Genomic DNA, 20573 nt, shown 5'->3' with positions numbered 1-20573 from the left:
GCTGCCATGTTGATGATGGCAACTTTGGACTATTTTTCAAACCCAAAACAGGTCGTCCGATTTTTTGTCGTGTACTGAAAGGCAGCCTGAAAATACGCAAAAACCATCATAGCAGAAAAATCATCCACCATACACACCCCCACATTTTTCAGGCAGCCTGAAAGCCAACGCCAATGCTATAATTTCCCACTTCAAAAAACACAAACAGGGACACTCCCATCATGTTTTTTAAAACAAACAGGCTGCCTGAAATCGTGCAGCAACGTGTGGCAGAGCAAGACGCGTATCATCTGCTCAAAGATTTAGCTGACCATTTGCGCCGCGCCAAACCCAAACGCGCCCCCGAGCAAATAGAAGAACTCATTACGCTGTTTCGTCAAAATCCTGAATTGTGTCAAAAAACCGCGACTTTGCTGGTGCGTTGGCTGTGTGGTGTGCGACTGTATCCCTTGTTTATCAGCGCAGGGATTTTTTCGCGTGATGGTTTTCGCAGCGAATTGCTGGCGCGCTGGTATGAAAAAATCAATCCATCGTATAAAGACAGGGGCGATTTGCGCGATGTGTTTTCGCAAATTTTTTCCAGCGAATACGATGGTGAGTGGTTGGACGCGATTTCGCCACATACTTGGTTCACCTTGCTGCATTTATTGCGCCAACATACCAGCGAACACGACCGTGAAACGGTAAACCGTTATTTGCGACAAGAGGGTTTTCATGCGGTGGAAATGTTGTCTATTTGGGTCGCGGCGGAAGAATTGGAGCCTGATTTGATTCGCCTAGACAAAAAATTGCTTGACCGCGACAGCCCCTTTGTTGCCATGAAACGCGAAGTGGCGCATTGGCTGGAGGCGCGTGAACAAGACAGGGAATTTGATGACAGTCATTTGGACGTGATGTTGAACCAATGCCGCAAACAGGTGGACAATTTGCGTAAAAAAGGCACGGGCGCAGGGGCGGGGTCGTCTATGGGCGTGGCGCATTTATTGGAACGCTTGGAGCAAACCTTAAACCGCATGACTTTGTTGATGAATGTGTTTTCGCCCAAAGAAATCGCGCCCAGTCAAATGTTGCGTTTGACTTATACTTTGGCACACGCGGCGGCGGCGCAACACAGCGTGTCTTGGTTGTGGAAACGCAGCGTGAAAATGCTCTCGCGCAGCATTACGCAAAATACCAGTAATCGTGGCGAGCATTATATTACGCGTAATCAAAAAGAATACATGAACTTACTGCGTTCTGCGGCGGGTGGCGGTGTGTTGATTGCGCTGATGTCTTGGTTCAAAATTTATTTGGGCAGCGTGATTACCAATCAATTTTGGTTGGGGATTGCGGAGGGGTTAAATTATGGTGTGGGTTTTGCGGTAATTTATATGTTGGGCTTTACGGTGGCGACCAAGCAGCCTGCTATGACCGCTTCCCGATTTGCGGCGGCGGTGGAACGCAATGACAAGGGCATTGCGGTGAATAAAAAATTGGCAAATTTGCTGGTGGACGTGTTGCGCTCACAAACGGCGGCGGTGTTGGGCAATGTGTTGGTGGCGGTGTCGTTGGCGAGTGTGATTGCAGGCTGCTTTTTGGCGTTTAGCGATTTTCCTATGTTGAACAAGGCGCAAGTTCAATATCAACTCAAAGCCATTGACCCGCTCAAACCAACTTTATTGTATGCGGCGATTGCAGGGGTGTGGTTGTTTTGTTCGGGGATTATTTCGGGCTTTTTTGACAACCGTTGTGATTATTTGAATATGCGTATGCGTATGCGTTATCACCCCGTATTGAAAATGCTGCTGCCTGAACAATGGCGTGGCAAATTTGCCGATTATTTGCACGATAATTATGGTGCGCTGATGGGAAATTTGTGTTTTGGCATGTTGTTGGGCATGACGGGTTTTATTGGACACGCAACGGGTTTGCCTTTGGATATTCGTCATGTGGCGTTTTCATCGGCGAATGTGGGTTATGCGGCGGTGAGTGGTTCGCTGTCGTTTTGGGTGTTTTTGCAATCGCTGGTGTTTGTGATGATGATAGGGGCGGTGAATTTGTGGGTGAGTTTTTCCATTACCCTGTGGGTGGCGTTGCGTTCACGCGAAACGCGGATTGAGAGCTGGTGGGCAATTTTCCGCGAAGTGAAAACAATCGCCAAAGAACGACCTTTGAGTTTGTTCTTGCCCATGCAGTTGCCGCCCGAACCTGCGTCTCCGCAACCGAAAAAAGTTGAACAGAAAAAAGAAGAAACGGCACAGAGTCCACAGAATGATATAAATTGACATCAGGCAGCCTGAAAACATATTTCAGGCTGCCTGATGATTTGATAAGCCTCGCCAACAGGAATTGAACCTGTATTTCACGCTTAGGAGGCGTGTGTTCTATCCATTTGAACTATGGCGAGAAAACTAAATTTTATCTACCAAAAACGACAGCAAACCAGCCGCAATCAATGGTCCAACTGGCACCCCACCCAAAAACGCCACCCCTAAAATCGTGCCTATCAACAAACCTGTTACCAACACAGGCTGCCCACCCATCAAGGGAATGCCGCGCCCCGCTATCCACGCCACCAAGACCCCCACCGCCATCGCCAACATCATTTTCACATTCACATAATCGCTCAAATGTGGCGGCAATTTGGTTTTGCCCGACACCAATGGGCTTAACACGCCAATGGTTAGCAAAATAATGCCCCATTGCAAGGCATATTTATCCACAAGCGGCAAATATTTGCTCAAAAAAGTTTGTTGAATCAACAATAAAACCGCAGCCGCGATGGTAATAGTGGCATTGTTGCCCACCACCCCCAATCCAATCAACACCACCAAAAACAGTGCAATCGGGTTAATCTGTCCCATCATTTTATGATACTCGTGCGACTGACAATTCTGCCATTTGCTTCATTGCGTGGGTAACTTCGTTTTCAGGCAGCCTGTCTAAACACCCAATGGCTTGGTTTACCGCTTGCCGCGCTTGCGTCATGCAATACGCCAGCGCGTCTGATTGGATAACGTGTTGATGAATTTTGCTGAAATACTCACGGTCGGCGTTTTGCAAAGCCGCACGCACATCTTGCGCCGCTTCTGGCGAACCTTGTTGCATTAAATAAATAAGTGGTAAAGTGGGTTTACCTTCTGCCAAATCATCGCCCACGTTTTTGCCAATTTGCTCCACGCTGCCCGAATAATCCAACACATCGTCAATAATCTGAAACGCCGTGCCCATATACATACCAAAATCTTTTAAGGTAGATTCTTGTTCCGCCGTTGCGCCAGCCAAAATTGCGCCCACTTGCGCGGCGGCTTCAAACAATTTCGCGGTTTTGTATTGAATCACTTTTACATATTCAGACTCGGTGATGTCCACATTGCCAATGTTCATTAATTGCATGACTTCGCCTTCGGCAATGATATTGGTGGCGTCTGCCATCACTTCCAAAATTTTCAGGCTGCCTGAACCCACCATCAATTGAAACGCGCGTGTGTACAAAAAGTCGCCCACCAACACCGCCGCCGCATTGCCAAATAAATTATTGGCGGTTTTGCGACCGCGCCGCAATTCGCTTTCATCTACCACATCATCGTGCAACAGCGTGGAAGTGTGGATAAATTCTACCATCGCAGCTAAAGAATATAGTTTATCGTCATCGTAGCCCAAACATTTGCCCGACAAAATCGTTAAAATCGGGCGCAAACGCTTGCCACCAGAGCCAATAATATAAGTGCCAATTTGAGAAATCAGCGCAACATCGGATTGCACCGCTTGATTGACGACCACGTTCACGCGCTGTAAATCGTGCTCCAAATTTTGCTGAAAATAGGGAATGGTGCTTAGCATAATCACTCTCGTGAACGGGAAATTTGAAAGGGCAAAATTATAGCAGCTTTGGGGGGTTCAGGCAGCCTGAAAATAAAAAATGCACAAAATGGGGTAATCAGAACGCAGGAAATATCTTTCAGGCTGCTTGAAATAAGTCATTGCTAATTATTACGCAAGTAATTATAATGAGATTTTTAGTTGCAATAGAGCAGTAAATACCATGAGCGAACAAGCATTTTTTCAATTTGAACAAAATCTTAAGCAAGTTAATCGGCAAGGGGGAATGTGTGGCAATAGCCAATTTATCCTGTTGCGCTTGTTTCATCACATCAATCCGCGCATTATCACGGCATTGAATCAAGCCCTTGCGCCCTACCAGATTCAACACCACGAATGGGCGGCGTTGCTGATGGCGTATGCTGCGCCCGATTATCAGATTTTACCTTCTACACTCAGTAGCTTATTGGATTTAACGCGCACATCGCTCACGCGTTTGTCTGATGATTTGGTGAGCAAAGGTTTGCTGCAACGCCAAGAAAATCGCCAAGACCGCCGCCAAATCGTGTTGCAATTAACCGAAGCAGGGGTAAATTGCATTCAGGCTGCCGCGCCCGTGTGTACTGTTGCCGTAAAACAGATTTTAGCCCCATTTTCTGCTGCTGAACGCAAACAATTTGAACAATTATTGCGTAAACTATTGGCGCATTTAAGCGGCGATGCCTTGTCTGAATCACCAAAAAGCGGCATGCCGAATTTTCATCGCACCGAAGATGCTTACTTAAGTTATCAAACCAAAGCGCAAACAGTCGGACAAAATGGCTCACACGAAATTGCCCAGTGGCTGAATCAAAAAATGCCCAAATTTTCTTAAAAAATCAGCAAAATTTTGATTTTGCCGTTTTGCGTGTTGAAATAATGGGCTGGAAATTGGGTTTGATGATACATCAATTTTTTTGATGATAAAAGTCTAATTGTAAAAATTTTTATAATTCAATAAAATCAACTGGTTAAAATTTGCAAAAATTAGCCAAAAAATAAAAAGGCAGCCTGAAAAGATTTTCAGGCTGCCTTTTGGCGTTTTTTGTTACTGAATAAAACGATTAGATTTTTTCAGCGAAGTATTTTAAGGTGCGAACCAATTGGCAAGTGTAAGACATTTCATTGTCATACCATGCCACGGTTTTCACCAATTGGCTGTCGCCTACGGTTTGCACGCGCGTTTGGGTTGAGTCAAACAATGAACCAAAGCTCATACCAATCACATCAGAAGATACGATTTCATCTTCGGTGTAACCAAAAGATTCATTCGCCGCCGCTTTCATGGCTGCGTTCACTTCTTCTTTGCTGACTTTTTTCTCCAATACGCACACCAATTCGGTCAATGAGCCAGTTGGCACGGGAACGCGTTGCGCTGCGCCGTCCAATTTACCGTTCAATTCAGGAATCACCAAGCCGATGGCTTTGGCTGCGCCTGTGCTGTTTGGCACGATATTGGCGGCGGCGGCACGAGCGCGGCGGAAATCGCCTTTGCGGTGTGGCGCGTCCAAAGTGTTTTGGTCGCCTGTGTAGCCGTGAATGGTGGTCATCAAACCTTGTACCACGCCGAATTGTTTTTGCAACACAGCCGCCATTGGTGCAAGGCAGTTGGTGGTGCAAGAAGCGGCAGAAATCACGGTTTCGCTGCCGTCTAAAATATCATGGTTTACATTAAATACAACGGTTTTAATGTCGTTGCCACCTGGGGCAGAAATCACCACTTTGCGTGCGCCAGCGCGGATGTGCGCTTCGGCTTTGTCTTTGCTGGTGAAAAAGCCCGTGCATTCCAACACCACATCAATGCCCAAATCTTTCCAAGGCAATTCTTCAGGATTGGGTTTTGCGAAGACTTTGATTTCTTTGCCATTGACAATCATCGCTTCGTCTTTTAATTCTACTGTGCCGTCAAAACGACCTTGCGTGGTGTCGTATTTAAACAGATGAACCAGCATATCAGCAGGGGTCAAATCGTTTACAGCCACGACTTCCACGCCTTCAGTTTTCACGATTTGGCGCAATGCCAAGCGACCAATGCGACCAAAACCGTTAATGGCTACTTTAACGCTCATGTGTATTCTCCAAAAAATTTGAGTGGTAGGGAAAAAGTGTATTTTCCCACAAAACGTGTCCATTCCCAAATTTTGTTTTGCTTAATTTTAAATCATTTGATTTGGCTTAATTGGATTACGTGGGATTTCAGGTTGCCTGAAAAATTAAAGATAAGTTTATTAAAAATTTTGATGTATCAAATTCAAAATCAATTTTTGAATAATTTTTATATTAAAAATAAATAATTAAAAGAATTTGGCAAAATTTTGATTTTGGGAAAAATGGGATTTTCAGGCAGCCTGAACGCAGAATATTTGCTAGAATACCGATTTTTCAGGGAAAAAAGATGGACGCAAAAAAAGGCATTTTAGGCACAATCGGCGTGGGTGTGCTGGCGGTAGGCGGTTTTCTGTGGGACAACGGCGGCAAACAAGTGGTCGGCGACACTACCAAAACCGCCATTCAGCAAGCTGCACCACAAGTCAAAGCCATGATTCCCGAGCCATTCAAATCGCAAATTTTGGGCGGCAAGGTGGAAGAAACGCAAGCCAATGATTTTCAGGCTGCCTATGAACGCTGCCACGACCGCGTTGGCAAAAACCCGAACATCAATTTAAACGACCCCGTAGCGGTGTTTGATGCCAGCGTGAAATGCCTGATTGTGGAAGAAAATCAAGGCGCAACGCTGGACAAAATGGCAGAATCTGACGCAGAATTAAAACAAACGCTTGCCGATTTCCGCCTGCAAATTTCGCAACAACAAGCCCCACTTTCAGCTTCATCAATACAAGGAAATCAATAAAATGAAAAATTTACACTTTATTTTGGCAATTTTGACGGCGGGCGTATTGAGTGCTTGTGCTTCTGATGATGTGCCGAGTAAACCCAATCGAGCTGAAGTGCAAGCGACATGTAGCAGACATTATGCGTACATCAGTGATGAATTTGTACGTGGCAGCAAAATCAAAGGCTGTATGCGTGAACGTGGTGCATTGTAATTAATTTAAACCAGTACAGCGTTCCAGCTCTCTTATGTACAAGGTGTACACGGCGGTCGCTGTCGCCTTGTCCTGATTTAAATTGAATCCACTATAAAATATCATCAGGCAGCCTGAAAATGTTTCAGGCTGCCTGATGATTTGATTCATCAAAAAAATTGATGTGAAATTTTATTCAATAAAATCCATACCTTTAAACACACGCACCGCATTACCGCGTTCCAGTTGATAAAGTTGGCTGTGCTGATTTTGTTGGTAACGCTGGTTTTGCTGCGACAGATGTTCCGCCAATTTCATGGCGAGCAGTTGCAAAGCGCGTTTTTTGTTGGCGTGTTGGCTGCGTTCACTTTCCACGCGCACCGACAAACCTGTGGATAAATGCACCGCGCGTACCGCACTTTCCGTTTTATTGACGTGCTGACCGCCTTTGCCACCCGCTCGGCACGTTTCAAAGCGGATTTCATCGTTTTCAGGCAGAGCGGGCATTTCAGGCAGCCGCGACACCGCCACAAACCAATTTTTACGCAAATGTTTTGGGCGAAACGGGCTTTTGCAAATCCATTGCAGCGTGCCAAGCCAACGCGCCGCAAATTCATCGGCACGGCTGCCTGAAACCGCCAGCACCGCTGACAACAAACCATATTTGCTGGGCGTTTCGCTGATGATTTCGGTGGATAAGTCGTATTGCGCGGCTTCGCGGCAAATTTTGTGGAAAACGTGTTTGGCGAAAAATTGGCATTCGGCTGGCGATTGCCCTGTGGATAATTGTAAATAAATCATAATATTCCTGTGTTTAAAAATTTTTCAGGCTGCCTGAAACGTAGGGTGCAACAAGTTGCACCCTACAATGTGGATAACTAACAGCATTCCCCAGCCGTCTTATAAGTCAAAACGGGCTTGAAACGCGCCACCAATTCGATTAAACCAAAATCCACCATTGCCGCAATCACATCGTCAATGTTTTTATAGGCTTGTGGGGCTTCTTCGTAAATCAATGATTTGTCTTCGCAAACCACCACGCTGCCAAAATGCGTTTGGCGCAAATTATCCACAGAATATTTGTGCGACAAACGCCCTTTGCATTCGCTGCGTTGCCATTTGCGCCCTGCGCCATGTGCCAATGAAAACAAAGATTTGGCGCAATTATCCACAATCGGTTTCACCCAATAGCTGTAATCGCCACGCGACCCTGGAATGACCACCAAACCGCAATCCGAAGGCGTTGCGCCTTTGCGGTGCAGCCAGCCTGTTTGATTATCCAATTGGATTTGTTGCAAAAAATTGTGATGAACGTCCAGCAAACGCACACCGTCTGCGCCCCAACGCGCCAACATGCGTTCGGCAATCAACTGGCGATTGGTGTGGGCAAATTGCAGCGCAAAATCGTGTTGTGCCAAATAATCAAGGGCTTGTGGCATATTTTCGGCTAAACCAGCGTGGCTGAATTTTTCCACATGGTCGCGCAAAATCGCTTGCCCCAAACCGCGTGAACCGCTATGCACCAGCAGTTGCAGGCATTTGGGATTGAAATTTTCTGGCAATAAATCAGGCAGATAAATTTTATCCACCGCTTGCAATTCGGCAAAATGGTTGCCGCCACCAATAGTCCCCAATGCTTGTGGGTAAGTGCAGTTGGGGATAAGTTCGGCAATGCGCTCTGCCCAAGTGTCGTTTAAAGGCGCGTCAATATTGCCCAACTGTTTGACCAATTTGGGTAATTTGATTTTGTGCACAGGCAAATCGGTTTGCCAAAATGCCATGCCGCAACCGATGTCGTTGCCAATCAGGGCGGGATAAAAATGCCCCACGCTGAAAAATGCCGCACCAATCGGATAACCGCGCCCTGCGTGCAAATCGGGCATGGCTGCCACGCGCTGAATGTGTGGCATTTGGGCGGTGCGTTCTAATTGTTGAATGGCGTTGCCTTCAATCCAAGTGTTTGAATTTTGAATGATTGTAATGGTATTGCCCATTGTGAATGGCTTTCTGTTTTTTTCCACAAGACGTGTTTCAGGCTGCCTGAAAAATAACGGCATCGCAAAGAAAAATGAATTGTGGATAATTTTAAAAAGAAAGCAGTCCCAAAACGGACAATCAGAAATTTTAAACAGCGTTGTCCGCGTTTGAGCTGCGTGTTTGAATTTGGATAGATTGTTGATTTTGCATGATGTTATCCTTTCGCGTACGCAGAATTGAGAAAAATGAAACCGAATTATGGCAAAAAATAAATTGATTAAGCAAGCAAAATATTTTCAGGCAGCCTGAAAAATCAAAAATAGCGCATTTTTGGATTGAAAAACCAAAAAATGCGCTATTTTATTTTAAAATTAGCGAGAAATGTGCATATTATAACTTGCGCCAGCCGATGTGGTGCAAGTGCCTGTGCCAACTGATTCGCTGTTCATTGTGTAATTGCAGTTGATGTAGCGACCCATAGAGCCTGTGCCGTTGGCTTTGCCCGAGCGCGAACCCAGCGTGCGTGTCGCGTCGCCTGTGAACGATTCTGCACCGATTTGGGCGCGGAACACGCCATGTCCGCTTTGGGTAATGGTTACGGTTGCGCTGCCTGCGCCTGCGTTTTGCGCGGCGGTGTTATTGGGATACAAACGCGCGTTCAACACGGTTTCATGGGGTGTGTGGGCGGTGCTTGTGCTGCCGTTGGCGGGCATTTGCACCACGCGCGAGCCGTTTTCCATCGGCACAACATAGCACGCACTCAAAACCAAAGCTGCTGCGCTGGCTAACATCACATTTTTTAATGTCATGATTTTATTCCTTTTAAATTAATGATTTGGGTTTTGGATAACAATTTGGCTATTGGGTGCAGGCTGCACAATATAACACGCACTCAAGCCTGCCAAACACGCCGCCAATGCCGCGTAACGCAATACTTTTTTCATGTAAACTCCATTGTGTTTAGAATATCTGCTTATGCTAGCACAAAAATTTTTCGTCAAACAGATTGCCCAACATTTTTTAACCCAATTCTGCGTATAATTTGCTGATTTTGATGTTTTCAGCCTGCCTGAAAATAGGCAAAATTTGTTCTATCAAAATTTTTGATGAATAATTAAATAACTAAATTAAAAGGAAAAATCATGTTACAAAAACGCCAAAAATGGGTTTACACGCTGTTGGTCGCTGCTTTATTGACAGCCTGCGGCGCAGAACAACCCAGCTATCAACAAAGTCCAGCCCCCACCGCCGCAGAACAAGCCCCACGCACCGCCGAAAAATTAGGCACCCAATGGGGCGATGAAGTGCAATCGTCTGTTTCCAAAGTGGATTTGCGCCGTGTTAGCCGCGAACCAATTAGCGAAAATGTGTTGCGCTACGCCGCCAAAAATTTTCAGGGGCGCGAATTAAACGCGATTGCGCTGGCAGATGGCAAAATTGAATTTTCAGTACGCAACGACAGGGGCGCGGTGTTGCCATTGGTGCGCGATGGCGGCAATTATTATTTGCGTGGCACATCGGGCGAAGCCTACCGCTTGGTGTACCGCAACACCACCGCCAACACCTATGAAATTGTCGCCAGCGTAGATGGCTTGGACGTGTTGAATGGCAGCGCAGCTAGCCGCTATCATTCGGGCTATGTTTTGCGCCCACACGACACGCTGACGATTGAAGGTTTCCGCAAAAGCAGCGAGGCGGTGGCTTCATTTATTTTCAGCGCGCCAAATTCTGCGTATGCGGCAAATTCGGACAATGGCTCAGTGCGCAATGTGGGTTTGATTGGCACGGCGGTGTTTGAATTGTATGACCCGAATGCGGCTGCGGCAAATGCACCCAGCGCGTTTCCTGCCGATAATGCTTATGCGAAACCACCTAAATAATCAAGGTTTAATCCATTTGGTAAACTAGATTTTAATTATTTAAATAATGATAAATAAGTTTACTATTTTATTTTGATTTACCTAATTTGTTCGCCCTGCCCTATTTTCAGGCAGCCTGAAAATGATTTTTCAGAATGGAAACTCTAAACTATCCAAACGCCACTTATTCCTTTAAAATAAGCGGCGTTTTGTTTTTCAGGCTGCCTGAAAAAACAAGATTTTGATTGAACACATAATTTGGGAGCAAATATGAAAGCTTTGGTCGCAGTAAAACGCGTGGTGGATTACAACGTGAAAGTGCGTGTGAAAGCCGATGGTTCGGGCGTGGACATTGGCAATGTGAAAATGTCCATGAATCCTTTTGACGAAATCGCGGTGGAAGAAGCGGTGTGCTTGAAAGAAGCGGGCAAAATCAGCGAGATTGTGGCGGTGTCATTGGGCGAGAAAAAATGTGAAGATGTGTTGCGCACCGCTTTGGCGATGGGTGCAGACCGCGCGATTCATGTGGAAACGGACGCAGAATTGGACAGCCGCGCCGTGTCAAAAATTTTGCAAAAAATGGTGCAAAACGAACAACCGCAAATTATTGTGTTGGGAAAACAAGCCATTGACGATGACGCGAATCAAACCGCGCAACGTTTGGCGGCTTTGCTGAATGCGCCACAAGCCACGTTTGCCAGCAAAGTGGAATTGGGCGCAGATGAAGTGGTGGTTACGCGTGAAATTGATGGTGGCTTGGAAACTTTGGCGTTGAAACTGCCTGCGGTGATTAGCACGGATTTGCGTTTGAACGAGCCGCGTTTTGTGAAATTACCCAATTTGATGGCGGCGAAGAAAAAGCCTTTGGAAAAACAAACTATTGAAGATTTGGGCGTGGACATTTCAGGCAGCCTGAAAACCGTGAGCGTGGCTGAACCGAAAGCCCGTCAAGCAGGTGTGAAAGTGGCGAATGTATCTGAATTAATTGAAAAATTGGCGGCTGCCAAAGCGATTTAAGGAGCGTAGGAAATGACAGTTTTAATCGTAGCGGAACACGATGGCGCACAATTGGGCGTGGCGACTTTGAACGCGATTGCGGCGGCGCAAAAATTGGGCGATGTGCATGTGTTGGTGGCGGGTGCAGGCTGCCTGAATGTGGCGGAACAAGTTAGCAAAATCAATGGGGTAGCCAAAGTTTTGCATGCGGACGCAGCGCATTTTGCGGAATTATTGGCGGAAGAAATCGCGCCTTTGGTGGTGTCGCTGGCTGTGCCCTATTCTCATTTGGTGGCGGCGGCGAGCGCGTTTGGCAAAAATATCATGCCACGCGTGGCGGCATTGTTGGATTGTTCACAAGTATCTGATTTAACAGAAATTGTGGACGGGAAAACTTTTGTGCGCCCGATTTATGCGGGCAATGCGTTTACCACCGTGCAAAGCGATGAGCCGAAATTGGTTTTGACGATTCGTGCCAGTGCGTTTCCTGCGGCGGTTGCAGGCAGCCTGAATGCGCCAATTGAAGCGGTGGCGGCTACGCCAGCACAAAATTTGAGCCGTTTTGTTGGGCGCGAATTGACTGTGTCCGACCGTCCCGAATTGACGCAAGCGCGTGTGGTGGTGTCGGGCGGACGTGCTTTGGGCAGCGCGGAGCAATTTAATGCGCTGCTCACGCCTTTGGCGGACGCTTTGGGCGCGGCGATTGGTGCGAGCCGTGCGGCGGTGGACGCGGAATACGCGCCCAATGACGCGCAAGTGGGACAAACGGGCAAAATTGTTGCGCCAGAATTGTATTTTGCGATTGGCATTTCGGGCGCGATTCAGCACGTTGCGGGTATGCAGGACAGCAAAATCATCGTGGCAATCAATAAAGACCCAGACGCGCAAATTTTCAATGTTGCCGATTTTGGCATGGTGGGTGATTTGTTTGAAATTGTGCCTGAATTGACTGAAAAATTGAAAAGTATTTGATTTTATTGAATAAAATCCCAGTTTCACGTGAAACAAATTTTTGGCAAATTTTTGACTTTGCTGTAACATTAGGAAAATTGATGTTTCACGTCAAATATGCACGATGTTTCATGTGGAACGAGTCATCAAAATAGGCTGTCTGAAATTTCTTTCAGGCAGCCTAAAATTTACTGGAAAACATCATGAGAAAAATCCTATGTATCGCCACCGCATTGCTCATCAGCGCGTGCGGCGAACAAAATCAAAACACCGCACCCAAACAGCCGCCCAAAGCTGCCTCAAGCACCAGACAGCCTGAAACGGTAAAACCCATTCCCAAAACCCAACAGCAGCCTGAAACAATCAGCCCCCTGCCCCACTCACCTATTCCGCTCACGCCATCGCCGCAAATCGTCCAATCCGCCCGCAATCAAATCGGCAAAACCGTGCGCTACGACCCCGCCTATTCCACGCTAAAATACCCGATGGGCGATGTGCCGATGGAAAAGGGCGTGTGTACCGATGTTGTGATTCGGGCGTTGCGCGAGCAGAAAATGGATTTACAGCAACTGGTTCATCAGGACATGAAGAAAAACTTTTCCGTCTATCCCAAACGCTGGGGCTTGAAACGCCCCGACCCGAATATTGACCACCGCCGCGTGCTGAATCTCATCACCTTTTTCACGCGGCAAGGTTGGGCGGTGCAGCAGAAAGGCGATTTTCGCGCGGGCGATATTGTTACTTGGGAGCTGAACGGCAACCGCTTGCCGCACATCGGCATTGTTTCCGACCAAAAAATCGGCGACACGCCCCTGATTATCCACAATATTGGCGCAGGCACGCAGGAAGAAAATTTGCTGCACAAACACACCATCACAGGGCATTTCAGGCTGCCTGTTCAATAAAAGTTTATAGTCGTTTCAAATAAACACAGACAAGGCGACAGCGACCGCCGTGTACATCTCGTACATAAGGGAGCTGGCAACGCTGTATGTGTTTATTTGAAATGACTATAAACGTGGCGTATCGCCGCCACACCCACTCTTTGTGTGCCGCCCGCCCATAAAATTCCCCCAGCATTTGAAGTTTTATCAAATGCTGGGGGAATGTTTATTTCAGTTATGCGACTATAATCAATCTATTCAAAAAAATCCACCCAACCCCACTTTTCGCAGGCAGCCTGAAAATCCGCTTTATCTTGCACAGGCACCACCGCCACGCCCCAACATTCGTCCTGCAAATACCACAAAAACAACGCCGCACCGTGCGCCAAAAATTGCGTTTGCAACCAACGAAAACATGGCTCTATCGGATAATCATCAAGCTCACGCCAAAAATCTTCTTCGCGGTAATCTGACCAGTTGGGCGTAAAACCAAAGCGTTGCCACATCGCGGACATATTCGCCAATAAATCGGCATAATCTGGCTTTTTCCAATTGTTGCTGTAATCTTCCACCACCGCAAAATATGCCGTATCCAACGCCCGATTGCATACCGCCAAAAGATAATCAGGCTCCAAACCCAAATGCTCGTCATCTTGCAATTCATTGGGGATATTTGCCAACACGGTTTGCATGGCGGACGGATTGTCGCGGTACAGCACCGCTAACCATTCGGCAAATGCCGTTTCGCGTTGTTGCCAAAGTGCCAACTCTTCGGCAGTAGGTGGTTTGGGTCGGCGAAAAGTGGCATCAAACCAGCGCATAATCCAACTAACTAAAAAGTACAAAATCGCCCAAAACCAAATCGTCAGCACAATGCCCGCCAACAGTTTGAAAATGAAATTAAGCCATGAAAATGGGGTTTCACACATGATTTTTTCCTTTCAGGCTGCCTGAAAATACAAGCAAACCCCTTATGGACGAACCATCAATTCCATTGTTTCATCGTGCAAACGCACTTTCAACCATGCTTGCAAACGCGCTTGCTGTTGGGTGTTGATTTTGCCTTGCACCACAATCATGTTTACCGATTGAGCTTGCGAAGCCGCCTGCGCCCATTGTTGCCCCGACAAAATGGCAACATCACGAATTTCAGGATATTGCGCCCGTATTTCATTAAGCAAATCTTGATGTGGGTTGGCTTGTTCGGCTGGTTGTTGCTCTTGTTTTTCACGCTCGTATTCGCTGATTTTTTGGCTCAAATAATGCAGTTGTGCCGATATTTCGCTTTGTTGTTGTGATGAATGCTCGCTCATTTCTTGTTTCAACACATTCAAATCCGCTTGGTCTGCCCCTGCATATTGAACGTGAATTTGCGCGTTGGGAAAGCGTTGTTGTAATTGCGTTTGCACGGTTTGCGCTTGATTGCTGCCGCCAATAATCAAATCAATTTGGCGTTTGCGCTTGTCAATTTGATGACGCAAAATCAGGAAAGGTGTGTCGCGTTGCAATTCGCGTATAGATTGTTGCGCTTGGTTTTGGAACCATTCGTTTGCCACCATTTTGCTTGCCAAATACGCGCTGGGCAACATCACCGCCAACACAATCAAACTAATCATAATGCGATGAATTTGGCGCGTTGTGCCGTCCATGATGCCGCGTTTGGGCAATTTCATCAATTTACTGAACAATAAAGTGGAAAATGCAATAAACACGCAATTAATCGTGAACAAATAAAATGCGCCCGCAAAATAATCCCAGCGTCCGTGCGACAAAGCGTAACCTGCGGTACACAAAGGCGGCATCAGCGCGGTAGCAATCGCCACCCCTGGAACCACATTGCTGATTTCTTTGCGCGTAAGGGCGATAATGCCTGCGCTGCCACCAAAAAAGGCGATTAACACGTCCCACAAAGTTGGTTCGGTACGTGCCAACAATTCGCTGCCTGCCGCTTTCAAGGGGCTTAACCAAAAATACAGGCTGGACGTGATTAAACTCAATGCAATAAAAATCAAAATATTGCGTAATGCCAAACGAATTAAGCGCACATCATTGACTGCCGCGCCATAGCCCATGCCGATAATCGGGCCCATTAGGGGCGAAATCAACATTGCGCCAATAATCACGGCGGTGCTGTTCACATTCAAACCAATGCTGGCGATTAAAATGGCAAACATCAGCACCCACAAATTGGTGCCAGCCACACGCACGCCAGCGCGAATGTCGTTGTCAATGTTATCGGCTTGGTCTTGGTCGTGGCGTAAATGGAAAAGTTCTTTCAAGGTGTTTTTGTTTTGTTTGGGTATATTCATGTTATGACCGTGTTTCAATTAAAAAGGGATTATTTTAGCCAATTTTAAAATATTCAGGCTGCCTGAAAATGCGAGCGGACGGCAATCAGTAGGGTGCGTACCACGCACCAAATTTTCTATAAACGAAAGAAATGTAATCCAAATCTTATATCTTCATTTTCAAATGTAAATGCGCCAACGAGCGTGTAATCCGTTTCTTGATTATCTGCGTAAATACACGCTTCAATGCCATATTCATATTGATTAGAAACTTTTGTTTCAAAACACCAAATATCAAAAATAGCGCGATTTTCGTTTGGTAATTCAAAAATAATATCTCGGGGCGCAAGCGTTAATTTTTTTAACAAAATATCATCCGACATCAAGTCTTCAATGATTTCATCATATCTTGCTTTATCTAAATCAAATTGCTTTTTTAATGCCATTTCATCTTTTTGATAAAGAAGGCATAAAAAATCATTGATTGTATTGAAAAGGTTTTCTTTTTGGCTGATGGATAAAATTTCCATACGATAACTTTCTTTAAACTGAAAACAGTTTTGCAGGGACGTACCACCGATTTACCCAAAATAGCGTGATTTTGGTGCGAGGTACGCGCCCTACATTTTTATTCAGGCTGCCTGAATTGCCACTTCAATCGCGTTCAATAAATCATCAATATGTTGCGCGGTCGTGTCAAAACTGCATACCAAACGCACCGTGCCGTGTTCGTCCCAATCGTAAAAATAAGTGTGTTGGCGCACTTTGTCCGCCACGCCATCGGGCAATTTCACAAACACGGCATTGGCTTGCGTGGGGTAAACCAGTTCCACGCCCTGAATGTTTTTCAGGCTGCCTGAAAGTTTTTGCGCCATGGCGTTGGCGTTTTGCGCGGCATTAAGCCACAAATCGTTTTCCAGCAAAGCAATGAATTGCGCGGAAATAAAACGCATTTTGGACGCAAGTTGCACATTCATTTTGCGTAAAAATTTCATGCCGTTTGCGTTTAAAACATTTTTTTCATTCAACACAATCACGCATTCGCCCAACAACAAGCCGTTTTTTGTGCCGCCAAACGACAAAATGTCCACGCCCACATCTGCCGTGATGTCGCGCAAATTCACGCCCAAAGCCGCCGCCGCGTTCGCCAAACGTGCGCCGTCCATGTGCAAGGCAATGCCTTTTTCGTGGCAAAAATCGGCAATGGCGCGGATTTCATCGGGCGTGTAAACCGTGCCAAGTTCCGTGCTTTGTGTGATGCTGACGGCAAGCGGTTGGGCGCGGTGTTCAAAGCCAAAACCATGTGCGTGCTGGGCGATGAGTTCGGGGTTTAATTTGCCATCTGATGTGGGAATCGTCCACAATTTGAATCCGCCAACGGCTTGTGGGGCGGTGCTTTCGTCCACATTGATGTGTGCCGATTCCGCGCAAATCACTGCGCCCCAACGCGGCAGGCAGGCTTGCAATGCCAATACATTTGCGCCCGTGCCATTGAACACGGGGTAGGCTAGGGCGGATTCGCCAAAATGCTGTTTGATGAGATGTTGCAGATGAGCGGTGTAGGGGTCGTTGCCGTATGCGCCAAGGTGTCCGCCATTGGCTTGGGCGATGGCGGTTAAAATTTCGGGTAATACGCCTGAATAATTGTCGGACGCGAAAGAGTGGGATTGGGGATTGTGTAACACAGTCATTTTGGGTTTTCCTAAAAATAAAAAAGGCTGCCTGAAACGCGGTCAAGCAGCTTGGGTTGATGTTTCATGTCAAACATGATTTTAACAGTTAATCGGCGGGTTTCCACATTCGCGCAAATTTCAACACATTGGGCGTGTTGTCCGCTTGTAAAGGGTAAACCACCGCGCAACACATTTCGCCATTTAATATGGTGCTTTCAAACGCCAAATGGCAATTTAGTGCGCTGATTTTATCAAATTCTTTTGGGTTCACGCGCAAAACCACTTTGCGAAACGAATGCTGTAACCATGTTTGATAATCCTGATTGTTTTCCTGTGCGGTAAATTTCAAATGTGCCGATAAAACGGCGTGCGCCACCAAAGTGGGGACAATGTAATCGGGTACACTTTCCAAAATGGCGATGTACATTTTGCTGTTAATGGGCTGATTCATGCTTACTCGCTTTTTATTGATTGAAAAATAGGCTGATTCTAACATTAGAATAGCGGAAAATCATTTCAGGCAGCCTGAAAATTCCCAAGCCATCAATAAAATTGTACAATCAAATTTTCCCCCAAAAAATCTATTGAAAATGTCCCAAATCAATACTTACCAAACCCTATCCGCGCCCTGCGAAGCCGAATTTAAAGACAAAGGCAGTCGTTTTATCGCCTACGCCTATCCCGTTTTAACGGCGGACGAAGTCAAAACCATCGTAGAAAATCTGCGCCAAGAACACCACAAAGCCCGCCATTGGTGCTACGCCTACCGTTTGAGCGTGGACGGCAACCAATTCCGCGCTAACGATGACGGCGAACCTTCGGGTAGTGCAGGACGACCGATTTTGGGACAAATTGATTCGTTTGAATTGACGGATTGTTTGGTGGTGGTGGTGCGTTATTTTGGGGGGACTTTGTTGGGCGTGTCGGGCTTGATTCATGCGTATAAAACCAGTACACAAATGGCGTTACAGGCTGCCCAAATTGTGGAAAAAAATATTGAAAAGACGGTTTATTTGCGTTGTGATTATCCGCATTTGAACGAGGCTTTACGCATTGCGAAAAACCACAACGCGCAAATCATCGCGCAAGATTTACAATTGGATTGCCATTTGATCGTGCGTGTGCCTTTGGCGGATTTTGCGGCGGCAATGGCGGCGTGGCAGCAAATGCGGGTGGTAGATGTGAGTGATGAGCCGATTCATCAAAATTTTTGATGAATAGAGTAGGGCGTATTTTCAGGCTGCCTGAAAGGAAAATACGATGAATTTTGTGAAAAAATTACTGCAAATATTCGTGGCGATGATGGTGTGGTGTGTCTTGGTTGGGTTGATGACATTCCCTATGTTGTGGCTTGGCACTACGCATTACGCCGCCCACGACACGCCCGACACGCAATTTACTGTGGTGATTGTGAACGAGCAGGGCGCAGAAATCCCCGTAAAATGGCACGAAGCACAACACGCCAATTGGGTGCGCTACGCCCCGCCTGATTGTGAAGCAGATAGTTGTTTGTATCAACTGCCCGATGGCAGCCTGAAATACCACGATGACGCACCATTGCAGTTTACCGAATCGCATTACCGCATTGTGGACGACCGAATTGAGCCGATTGCCTTTACGGTTTACAATTTTGGCGACAGTTTTCTGCAAATGATTTTGGCATTTGTGGCGTATAAAATCGGCAAATATGGCTGGGCGCGTTGGCGATTGCGCGGCTCGCCCGATGAATTGTATGTGTATCATCAATTGGTGATGTACAAAATCAAATTGGCTTTGCTGACGGTGATGATGTTGGTGGTGTTGTTTTGGGTGGTGGAAAAGTTTTAATCAAAAAAATTTAGATGAAATATTGGAAATTGATTTAATCATCAAAATTTTTGATGTTTCAGGCTGCCTGAAAATTTAATCCACATAGGGTACACGCGGGTAATGTACTTTCCTTTTGTTTGCAGTAACCGATTGAATAATGGCTTCCATCTCATCTAATTTATATTTTCCCCATGAGCCAGTTTGCACCAAATCATGAGTCAGCACAATCAGTGAACGGGGGTGTGGCAGAATATCTACTTTAAACATGTATTGTGTTCGGTTACCAGTGGGAACAAATTGGATGTATGTTTCATGAATTTGCGCCCAATCAAAATGCGTGGTTTGCAAAAATGGCGCATTTTTGCGTATGGTTAAACCGCGTTGGGACAAAGTCATACGCATTGGCAAAACGAGTTCTATCAAAAAATAAACATAAGCAAAAAGCCATGCGCCAAGCAAAAGCAACATTGCCACGCCCACCAAAGTATGTGTCCAAAAATTGATTGCCCAATCTTGCCATGATGATGGCGTATTTTTCCAATAAAACAAGTAAATCACACCTAAAAGGGGAAAGCTGGCAACATTCAATAAACCAAAGAACAGCCAATTTGCCCATGGATAAAAACGCCATGTTCTCGGATTGGGCAAATGTTGCAAATTCAGTGTGGGGATGGGTGGCGCATTTTCATTTAAGCAATATTGCAAAATGCGTTTTTGGTATTGATATAAAAGATTTTGTCTTTGTTTTTTCGTTAATTTTTTCTTGGCAAGTTCAAAGTGTTTGGCGGCAATGCTTAAAGTGATTTTTTCACTGTTATTGCCATATCGGATAACAATATGGAGTTTTTTGATTTCATTGTGTTTATTTTTAATGGTGTAGGCGTATAAAATATCCACCCATTTGATTTGTTCGTGCAATAAATGCGCTTCAAAAGATTGATGATATTGATGAATCAGCAAGCCATGTTTATTCAAAACGATGTAGGGCGTGTCTGCCAAAAGTCGCCACAAACGAATGTAAAATTTTAGCCAAAAATAAAAAATCCAGCCCAAAAAGACCAGCGCAATGATTTGATTTTCATGATTTAAGCGATAAAAAATCACGCCGCAAATCAGCAATAATAAAGTGTGGGCAAAAAGGCGGTATAGGGAAATGGGCAGGAATAGGGTCAGATCTGCCAAGTTCTTAAATTTCATACCGCGTAGGTCGGATACTTGTATCCGACAAAACTTGTGGTTTCGTCTGAAAATGTCGGATACAAGTATCCGA

At 45.9% G+C, this 20573-nt stretch carries 23 protein-coding genes and 1 tRNA gene; 10 read left to right on the top strand and 14 right to left on the bottom strand.

Annotation, left to right across the window (positions count from 1 at the left end; all coding sequences use genetic code 11):
- The first annotated feature begins 221 nt into the window (after positions 1 to 221).
- Positions 222 to 2264 carry a site-specific recombinase gene (locus Q338_RS07685; RefSeq protein WP_051968546.1) on the top strand — a complete coding sequence of 681 codons (2043 nt, stop codon included), beginning with the start codon at positions 222 to 224 and terminating at the stop codon, positions 2262 to 2264.
- A gap of 49 nt (positions 2265 to 2313) precedes the next feature.
- Here the strand turns inward: Q338_RS07685 and Q338_RS07680 are convergent.
- The 3 genes from Q338_RS07680 to Q338_RS07670 all read right to left on the bottom strand — a co-directional run bounded on the left by Q338_RS07680 (position 2314) and on the right by Q338_RS07670 (position 3822).
- A tRNA-Arg gene (locus Q338_RS07680) sits at positions 2314 to 2386 on the bottom strand.
- 4 nt (positions 2387 to 2390) lie between these two features.
- A complete protein-coding gene (locus Q338_RS07675) occupies positions 2391 to 2843 on the bottom strand; it encodes a DUF441 domain-containing protein (RefSeq protein ID WP_211249436.1) in 453 nt (150 codons plus the stop codon).
- 4 nt (positions 2844 to 2847) lie between these two features.
- Positions 2848 to 3822 (bottom strand): polyprenyl synthetase family protein, encoded by a 975-nt coding sequence (locus Q338_RS07670; RefSeq protein ID WP_034293838.1) that lies wholly within the window; start codon positions 3820 to 3822, stop codon positions 2848 to 2850.
- A 202-nt stretch (positions 3823 to 4024) separates the two neighbouring features.
- On the opposite strand from Q338_RS07670, the gene Q338_RS07665 reads away from it, so the two are divergent.
- Complete coding sequence (locus tag Q338_RS07665; protein WP_051968545.1) at positions 4025 to 4675, top strand: MarR family winged helix-turn-helix transcriptional regulator; 651 nt, start codon at positions 4025 to 4027, stop codon at positions 4673 to 4675.
- Positions 4676 to 4904: 229 nt separating this feature from the next.
- Here the strand turns inward: Q338_RS07665 and gap are convergent, their stop codons facing one another.
- Positions 4905 to 5909 carry a type I glyceraldehyde-3-phosphate dehydrogenase gene (gap, locus tag Q338_RS07660; protein WP_034293830.1) on the bottom strand — a complete coding sequence of 335 codons (1005 nt, stop codon included), beginning with the start codon at positions 5907 to 5909 and terminating at the stop codon, positions 4905 to 4907.
- Positions 5910 to 6235: 326 nt separating this feature from the next.
- On the opposite strand from gap, the gene Q338_RS07650 reads away from it, so the two are divergent.
- Together Q338_RS07650 and Q338_RS07645 are read left to right on the top strand one after the other, a co-directional pair.
- Positions 6236 to 6691, top strand: a complete 456-nt coding sequence (locus Q338_RS07650; protein WP_034293827.1) for a hypothetical protein — start codon at positions 6236 to 6238, stop codon at positions 6689 to 6691.
- A gap of 1 nt (position 6692) precedes the next feature.
- On the top strand, positions 6693 to 6887 hold the full coding sequence (locus Q338_RS07645; RefSeq protein WP_034293826.1) for a hypothetical protein: 195 nt from the start codon (positions 6693 to 6695) through the stop codon (positions 6885 to 6887).
- Here the strand turns inward: Q338_RS07645 and Q338_RS14490 are convergent, their stop codons facing one another.
- From Q338_RS14490 to Q338_RS07630, 4 genes are all read right to left on the bottom strand, one after another.
- Complete coding sequence (locus tag Q338_RS14490) at positions 6888 to 7037, bottom strand: hypothetical protein (RefSeq protein ID WP_156961058.1); 150 nt, start codon at positions 7035 to 7037, stop codon at positions 6888 to 6890. It lies immediately after the preceding gene.
- Positions 7038 to 7058: 21 nt separating this feature from the next.
- Positions 7059 to 7667 (bottom strand): peptide chain release factor H, encoded by a 609-nt coding sequence (gene prfH / locus Q338_RS07640; protein WP_034293825.1) that lies wholly within the window; start codon positions 7665 to 7667, stop codon positions 7059 to 7061.
- 77 nt (positions 7668 to 7744) lie between these two features.
- Positions 7745 to 8860: an RNA ligase RtcB family protein gene (locus Q338_RS07635; RefSeq protein ID WP_034293824.1), complete on the bottom strand. Its 1116-nt coding sequence runs from the start codon at positions 8858 to 8860 to the stop codon at positions 7745 to 7747.
- A 354-nt stretch (positions 8861 to 9214) separates the two neighbouring features.
- The gene (locus tag Q338_RS07630; protein ID WP_034293823.1) at positions 9215 to 9652 is read right to left on the bottom strand and encodes a hypothetical protein; all 438 of its coding nucleotides are present in this window, start codon (positions 9650 to 9652) and stop codon (positions 9215 to 9217) included.
- A gap of 333 nt (positions 9653 to 9985) precedes the next feature.
- Here Q338_RS07630 and Q338_RS07625 point away from each other — a divergent pair, with 333 nt between their 5' ends.
- The 4 genes from Q338_RS07625 (at position 9986) to Q338_RS07610 (ending at position 13554) form a co-directional block, all read left to right on the top strand.
- Positions 9986 to 10723: a hypothetical protein gene (locus tag Q338_RS07625; RefSeq protein WP_034293822.1), complete on the top strand. Its 738-nt coding sequence runs from the start codon at positions 9986 to 9988 to the stop codon at positions 10721 to 10723.
- Positions 10724 to 10972: 249 nt separating this feature from the next.
- Positions 10973 to 11719: an electron transfer flavoprotein subunit beta/FixA family protein gene (locus Q338_RS07620; protein ID WP_034293819.1), complete on the top strand. Its 747-nt coding sequence runs from the start codon at positions 10973 to 10975 to the stop codon at positions 11717 to 11719.
- Positions 11720 to 11731: 12 nt separating this feature from the next.
- Positions 11732 to 12670 carry an electron transfer flavoprotein subunit alpha/FixB family protein gene (locus Q338_RS07615; protein ID WP_034293818.1) on the top strand — a complete coding sequence of 313 codons (939 nt, stop codon included), beginning with the start codon at positions 11732 to 11734 and terminating at the stop codon, positions 12668 to 12670.
- Between the two features lie 182 nt (positions 12671 to 12852).
- Positions 12853 to 13554, top strand: coding sequence for a DUF1287 domain-containing protein (locus tag Q338_RS07610; RefSeq protein WP_244773316.1), 702 nt, complete (start codon positions 12853 to 12855; stop codon positions 13552 to 13554).
- A 233-nt stretch (positions 13555 to 13787) separates the two neighbouring features.
- Here the strand turns inward: Q338_RS07610 and Q338_RS07605 are convergent, their stop codons facing one another.
- The 5 genes from Q338_RS07605 to Q338_RS07585 all read right to left on the bottom strand — a co-directional run bounded on the left by Q338_RS07605 (position 13788) and on the right by Q338_RS07585 (position 17945).
- A complete protein-coding gene (locus Q338_RS07605) occupies positions 13788 to 14462 on the bottom strand; it encodes a DUF6630 family protein (RefSeq protein WP_034293816.1) in 675 nt (224 codons plus the stop codon).
- Between the two features lie 42 nt (positions 14463 to 14504).
- Positions 14505 to 15842: a DUF389 domain-containing protein gene (locus tag Q338_RS07600; protein WP_034293814.1), complete on the bottom strand. Its 1338-nt coding sequence runs from the start codon at positions 15840 to 15842 to the stop codon at positions 14505 to 14507.
- Positions 15843 to 15958: 116 nt separating this feature from the next.
- On the bottom strand, positions 15959 to 16351 hold the full coding sequence (locus Q338_RS07595) for a hypothetical protein (protein ID WP_051968544.1): 393 nt from the start codon (positions 16349 to 16351) through the stop codon (positions 15959 to 15961).
- A gap of 102 nt (positions 16352 to 16453) precedes the next feature.
- Complete coding sequence (locus tag Q338_RS07590; protein ID WP_034293812.1) at positions 16454 to 17512, bottom strand: threonine aldolase family protein; 1059 nt, start codon at positions 17510 to 17512, stop codon at positions 16454 to 16456.
- Between the two features lie 88 nt (positions 17513 to 17600).
- Positions 17601 to 17945 (bottom strand): aminoacyl-tRNA hydrolase, encoded by a 345-nt coding sequence (locus tag Q338_RS07585; protein WP_034293810.1) that lies wholly within the window; start codon positions 17943 to 17945, stop codon positions 17601 to 17603.
- A 139-nt stretch (positions 17946 to 18084) separates the two neighbouring features.
- On the opposite strand from Q338_RS07585, the gene Q338_RS07580 reads away from it, so the two are divergent.
- Together Q338_RS07580 and Q338_RS07575 are read left to right on the top strand one after the other, a co-directional pair.
- Complete coding sequence (locus Q338_RS07580) at positions 18085 to 18708, top strand: IMPACT family protein (protein WP_034293808.1); 624 nt, start codon at positions 18085 to 18087, stop codon at positions 18706 to 18708.
- A 46-nt stretch (positions 18709 to 18754) separates the two neighbouring features.
- Positions 18755 to 19321, top strand: coding sequence for a hypothetical protein (locus Q338_RS07575; RefSeq protein WP_034293797.1), 567 nt, complete (start codon positions 18755 to 18757; stop codon positions 19319 to 19321).
- 75 nt (positions 19322 to 19396) lie between these two features.
- On the opposite strand, the gene Q338_RS07570 is transcribed toward Q338_RS07575, so the two are convergent.
- On the bottom strand, positions 19397 to 20573 hold a 1177-nt coding region (locus tag Q338_RS07570; protein WP_211249435.1), incomplete at its 5' end, for a hypothetical protein.

Origin of the sequence: Alysiella crassa DSM 2578 (assembly GCF_000745955.1) — a bacterium.
Taxonomy (GTDB): domain Bacteria; phylum Pseudomonadota; class Gammaproteobacteria; order Burkholderiales; family Neisseriaceae; genus Simonsiella; species Simonsiella crassa.
Note: the sequence above shows the minus strand (reverse complement) of the source record. Positions and strands in the feature narration are given on the sequence as shown.

Coding starts and splice junctions, on each gene's coding strand:
- Q338_RS07685 (WP_051968546.1), top strand. CDS start 222: ATGTTTTTTAAAACAAACAGGCTGCCTGAAATCGTGCAGCAACGTGTG.
- Q338_RS07675 (WP_211249436.1), bottom strand. CDS start 2,843: ATGGGACAGATTAACCCGATTGCACTGTTTTTGGTGGTGTTGATTGGA.
- Q338_RS07670 (WP_034293838.1), bottom strand. CDS start 3,822: ATGCTAAGCACCATTCCCTATTTTCAGCAAAATTTGGAGCACGATTTA.
- Q338_RS07665 (WP_051968545.1), top strand. CDS start 4,025: ATGAGCGAACAAGCATTTTTTCAATTTGAACAAAATCTTAAGCAAGTT.
- gap (WP_034293830.1), bottom strand. CDS start 5,909: ATGAGCGTTAAAGTAGCCATTAACGGTTTTGGTCGCATTGGTCGCTTG.
- Q338_RS07650 (WP_034293827.1), top strand. CDS start 6,236: ATGGACGCAAAAAAAGGCATTTTAGGCACAATCGGCGTGGGTGTGCTG.
- Q338_RS07645 (WP_034293826.1), top strand. CDS start 6,693: ATGAAAAATTTACACTTTATTTTGGCAATTTTGACGGCGGGCGTATTG.
- Q338_RS14490 (WP_156961058.1), bottom strand. CDS start 7,037: ATGAATCAAATCATCAGGCAGCCTGAAACATTTTCAGGCTGCCTGATG.
- prfH (WP_034293825.1), bottom strand. CDS start 7,667: ATGATTTATTTACAATTATCCACAGGGCAATCGCCAGCCGAATGCCAA.
- Q338_RS07635 (WP_034293824.1), bottom strand. CDS start 8,860: ATGGGCAATACCATTACAATCATTCAAAATTCAAACACTTGGATTGAA.
- Q338_RS07630 (WP_034293823.1), bottom strand. CDS start 9,652: ATGACATTAAAAAATGTGATGTTAGCCAGCGCAGCAGCTTTGGTTTTG.
- Q338_RS07625 (WP_034293822.1), top strand. CDS start 9,986: ATGTTACAAAAACGCCAAAAATGGGTTTACACGCTGTTGGTCGCTGCT.
- Q338_RS07620 (WP_034293819.1), top strand. CDS start 10,973: ATGAAAGCTTTGGTCGCAGTAAAACGCGTGGTGGATTACAACGTGAAA.
- Q338_RS07615 (WP_034293818.1), top strand. CDS start 11,732: ATGACAGTTTTAATCGTAGCGGAACACGATGGCGCACAATTGGGCGTG.
- Q338_RS07610 (WP_244773316.1), top strand. CDS start 12,853: ATGAGAAAAATCCTATGTATCGCCACCGCATTGCTCATCAGCGCGTGC.
- Q338_RS07605 (WP_034293816.1), bottom strand. CDS start 14,462: ATGTGTGAAACCCCATTTTCATGGCTTAATTTCATTTTCAAACTGTTG.
- Q338_RS07600 (WP_034293814.1), bottom strand. CDS start 15,842: ATGAATATACCCAAACAAAACAAAAACACCTTGAAAGAACTTTTCCAT.
- Q338_RS07595 (WP_051968544.1), bottom strand. CDS start 16,351: ATGGAAATTTTATCCATCAGCCAAAAAGAAAACCTTTTCAATACAATC.
- Q338_RS07590 (WP_034293812.1), bottom strand. CDS start 17,512: ATGACTGTGTTACACAATCCCCAATCCCACTCTTTCGCGTCCGACAAT.
- Q338_RS07585 (WP_034293810.1), bottom strand. CDS start 17,945: ATGAATCAGCCCATTAACAGCAAAATGTACATCGCCATTTTGGAAAGT.
- Q338_RS07580 (WP_034293808.1), top strand. CDS start 18,085: ATGTCCCAAATCAATACTTACCAAACCCTATCCGCGCCCTGCGAAGCC.
- Q338_RS07575 (WP_034293797.1), top strand. CDS start 18,755: ATGAATTTTGTGAAAAAATTACTGCAAATATTCGTGGCGATGATGGTG.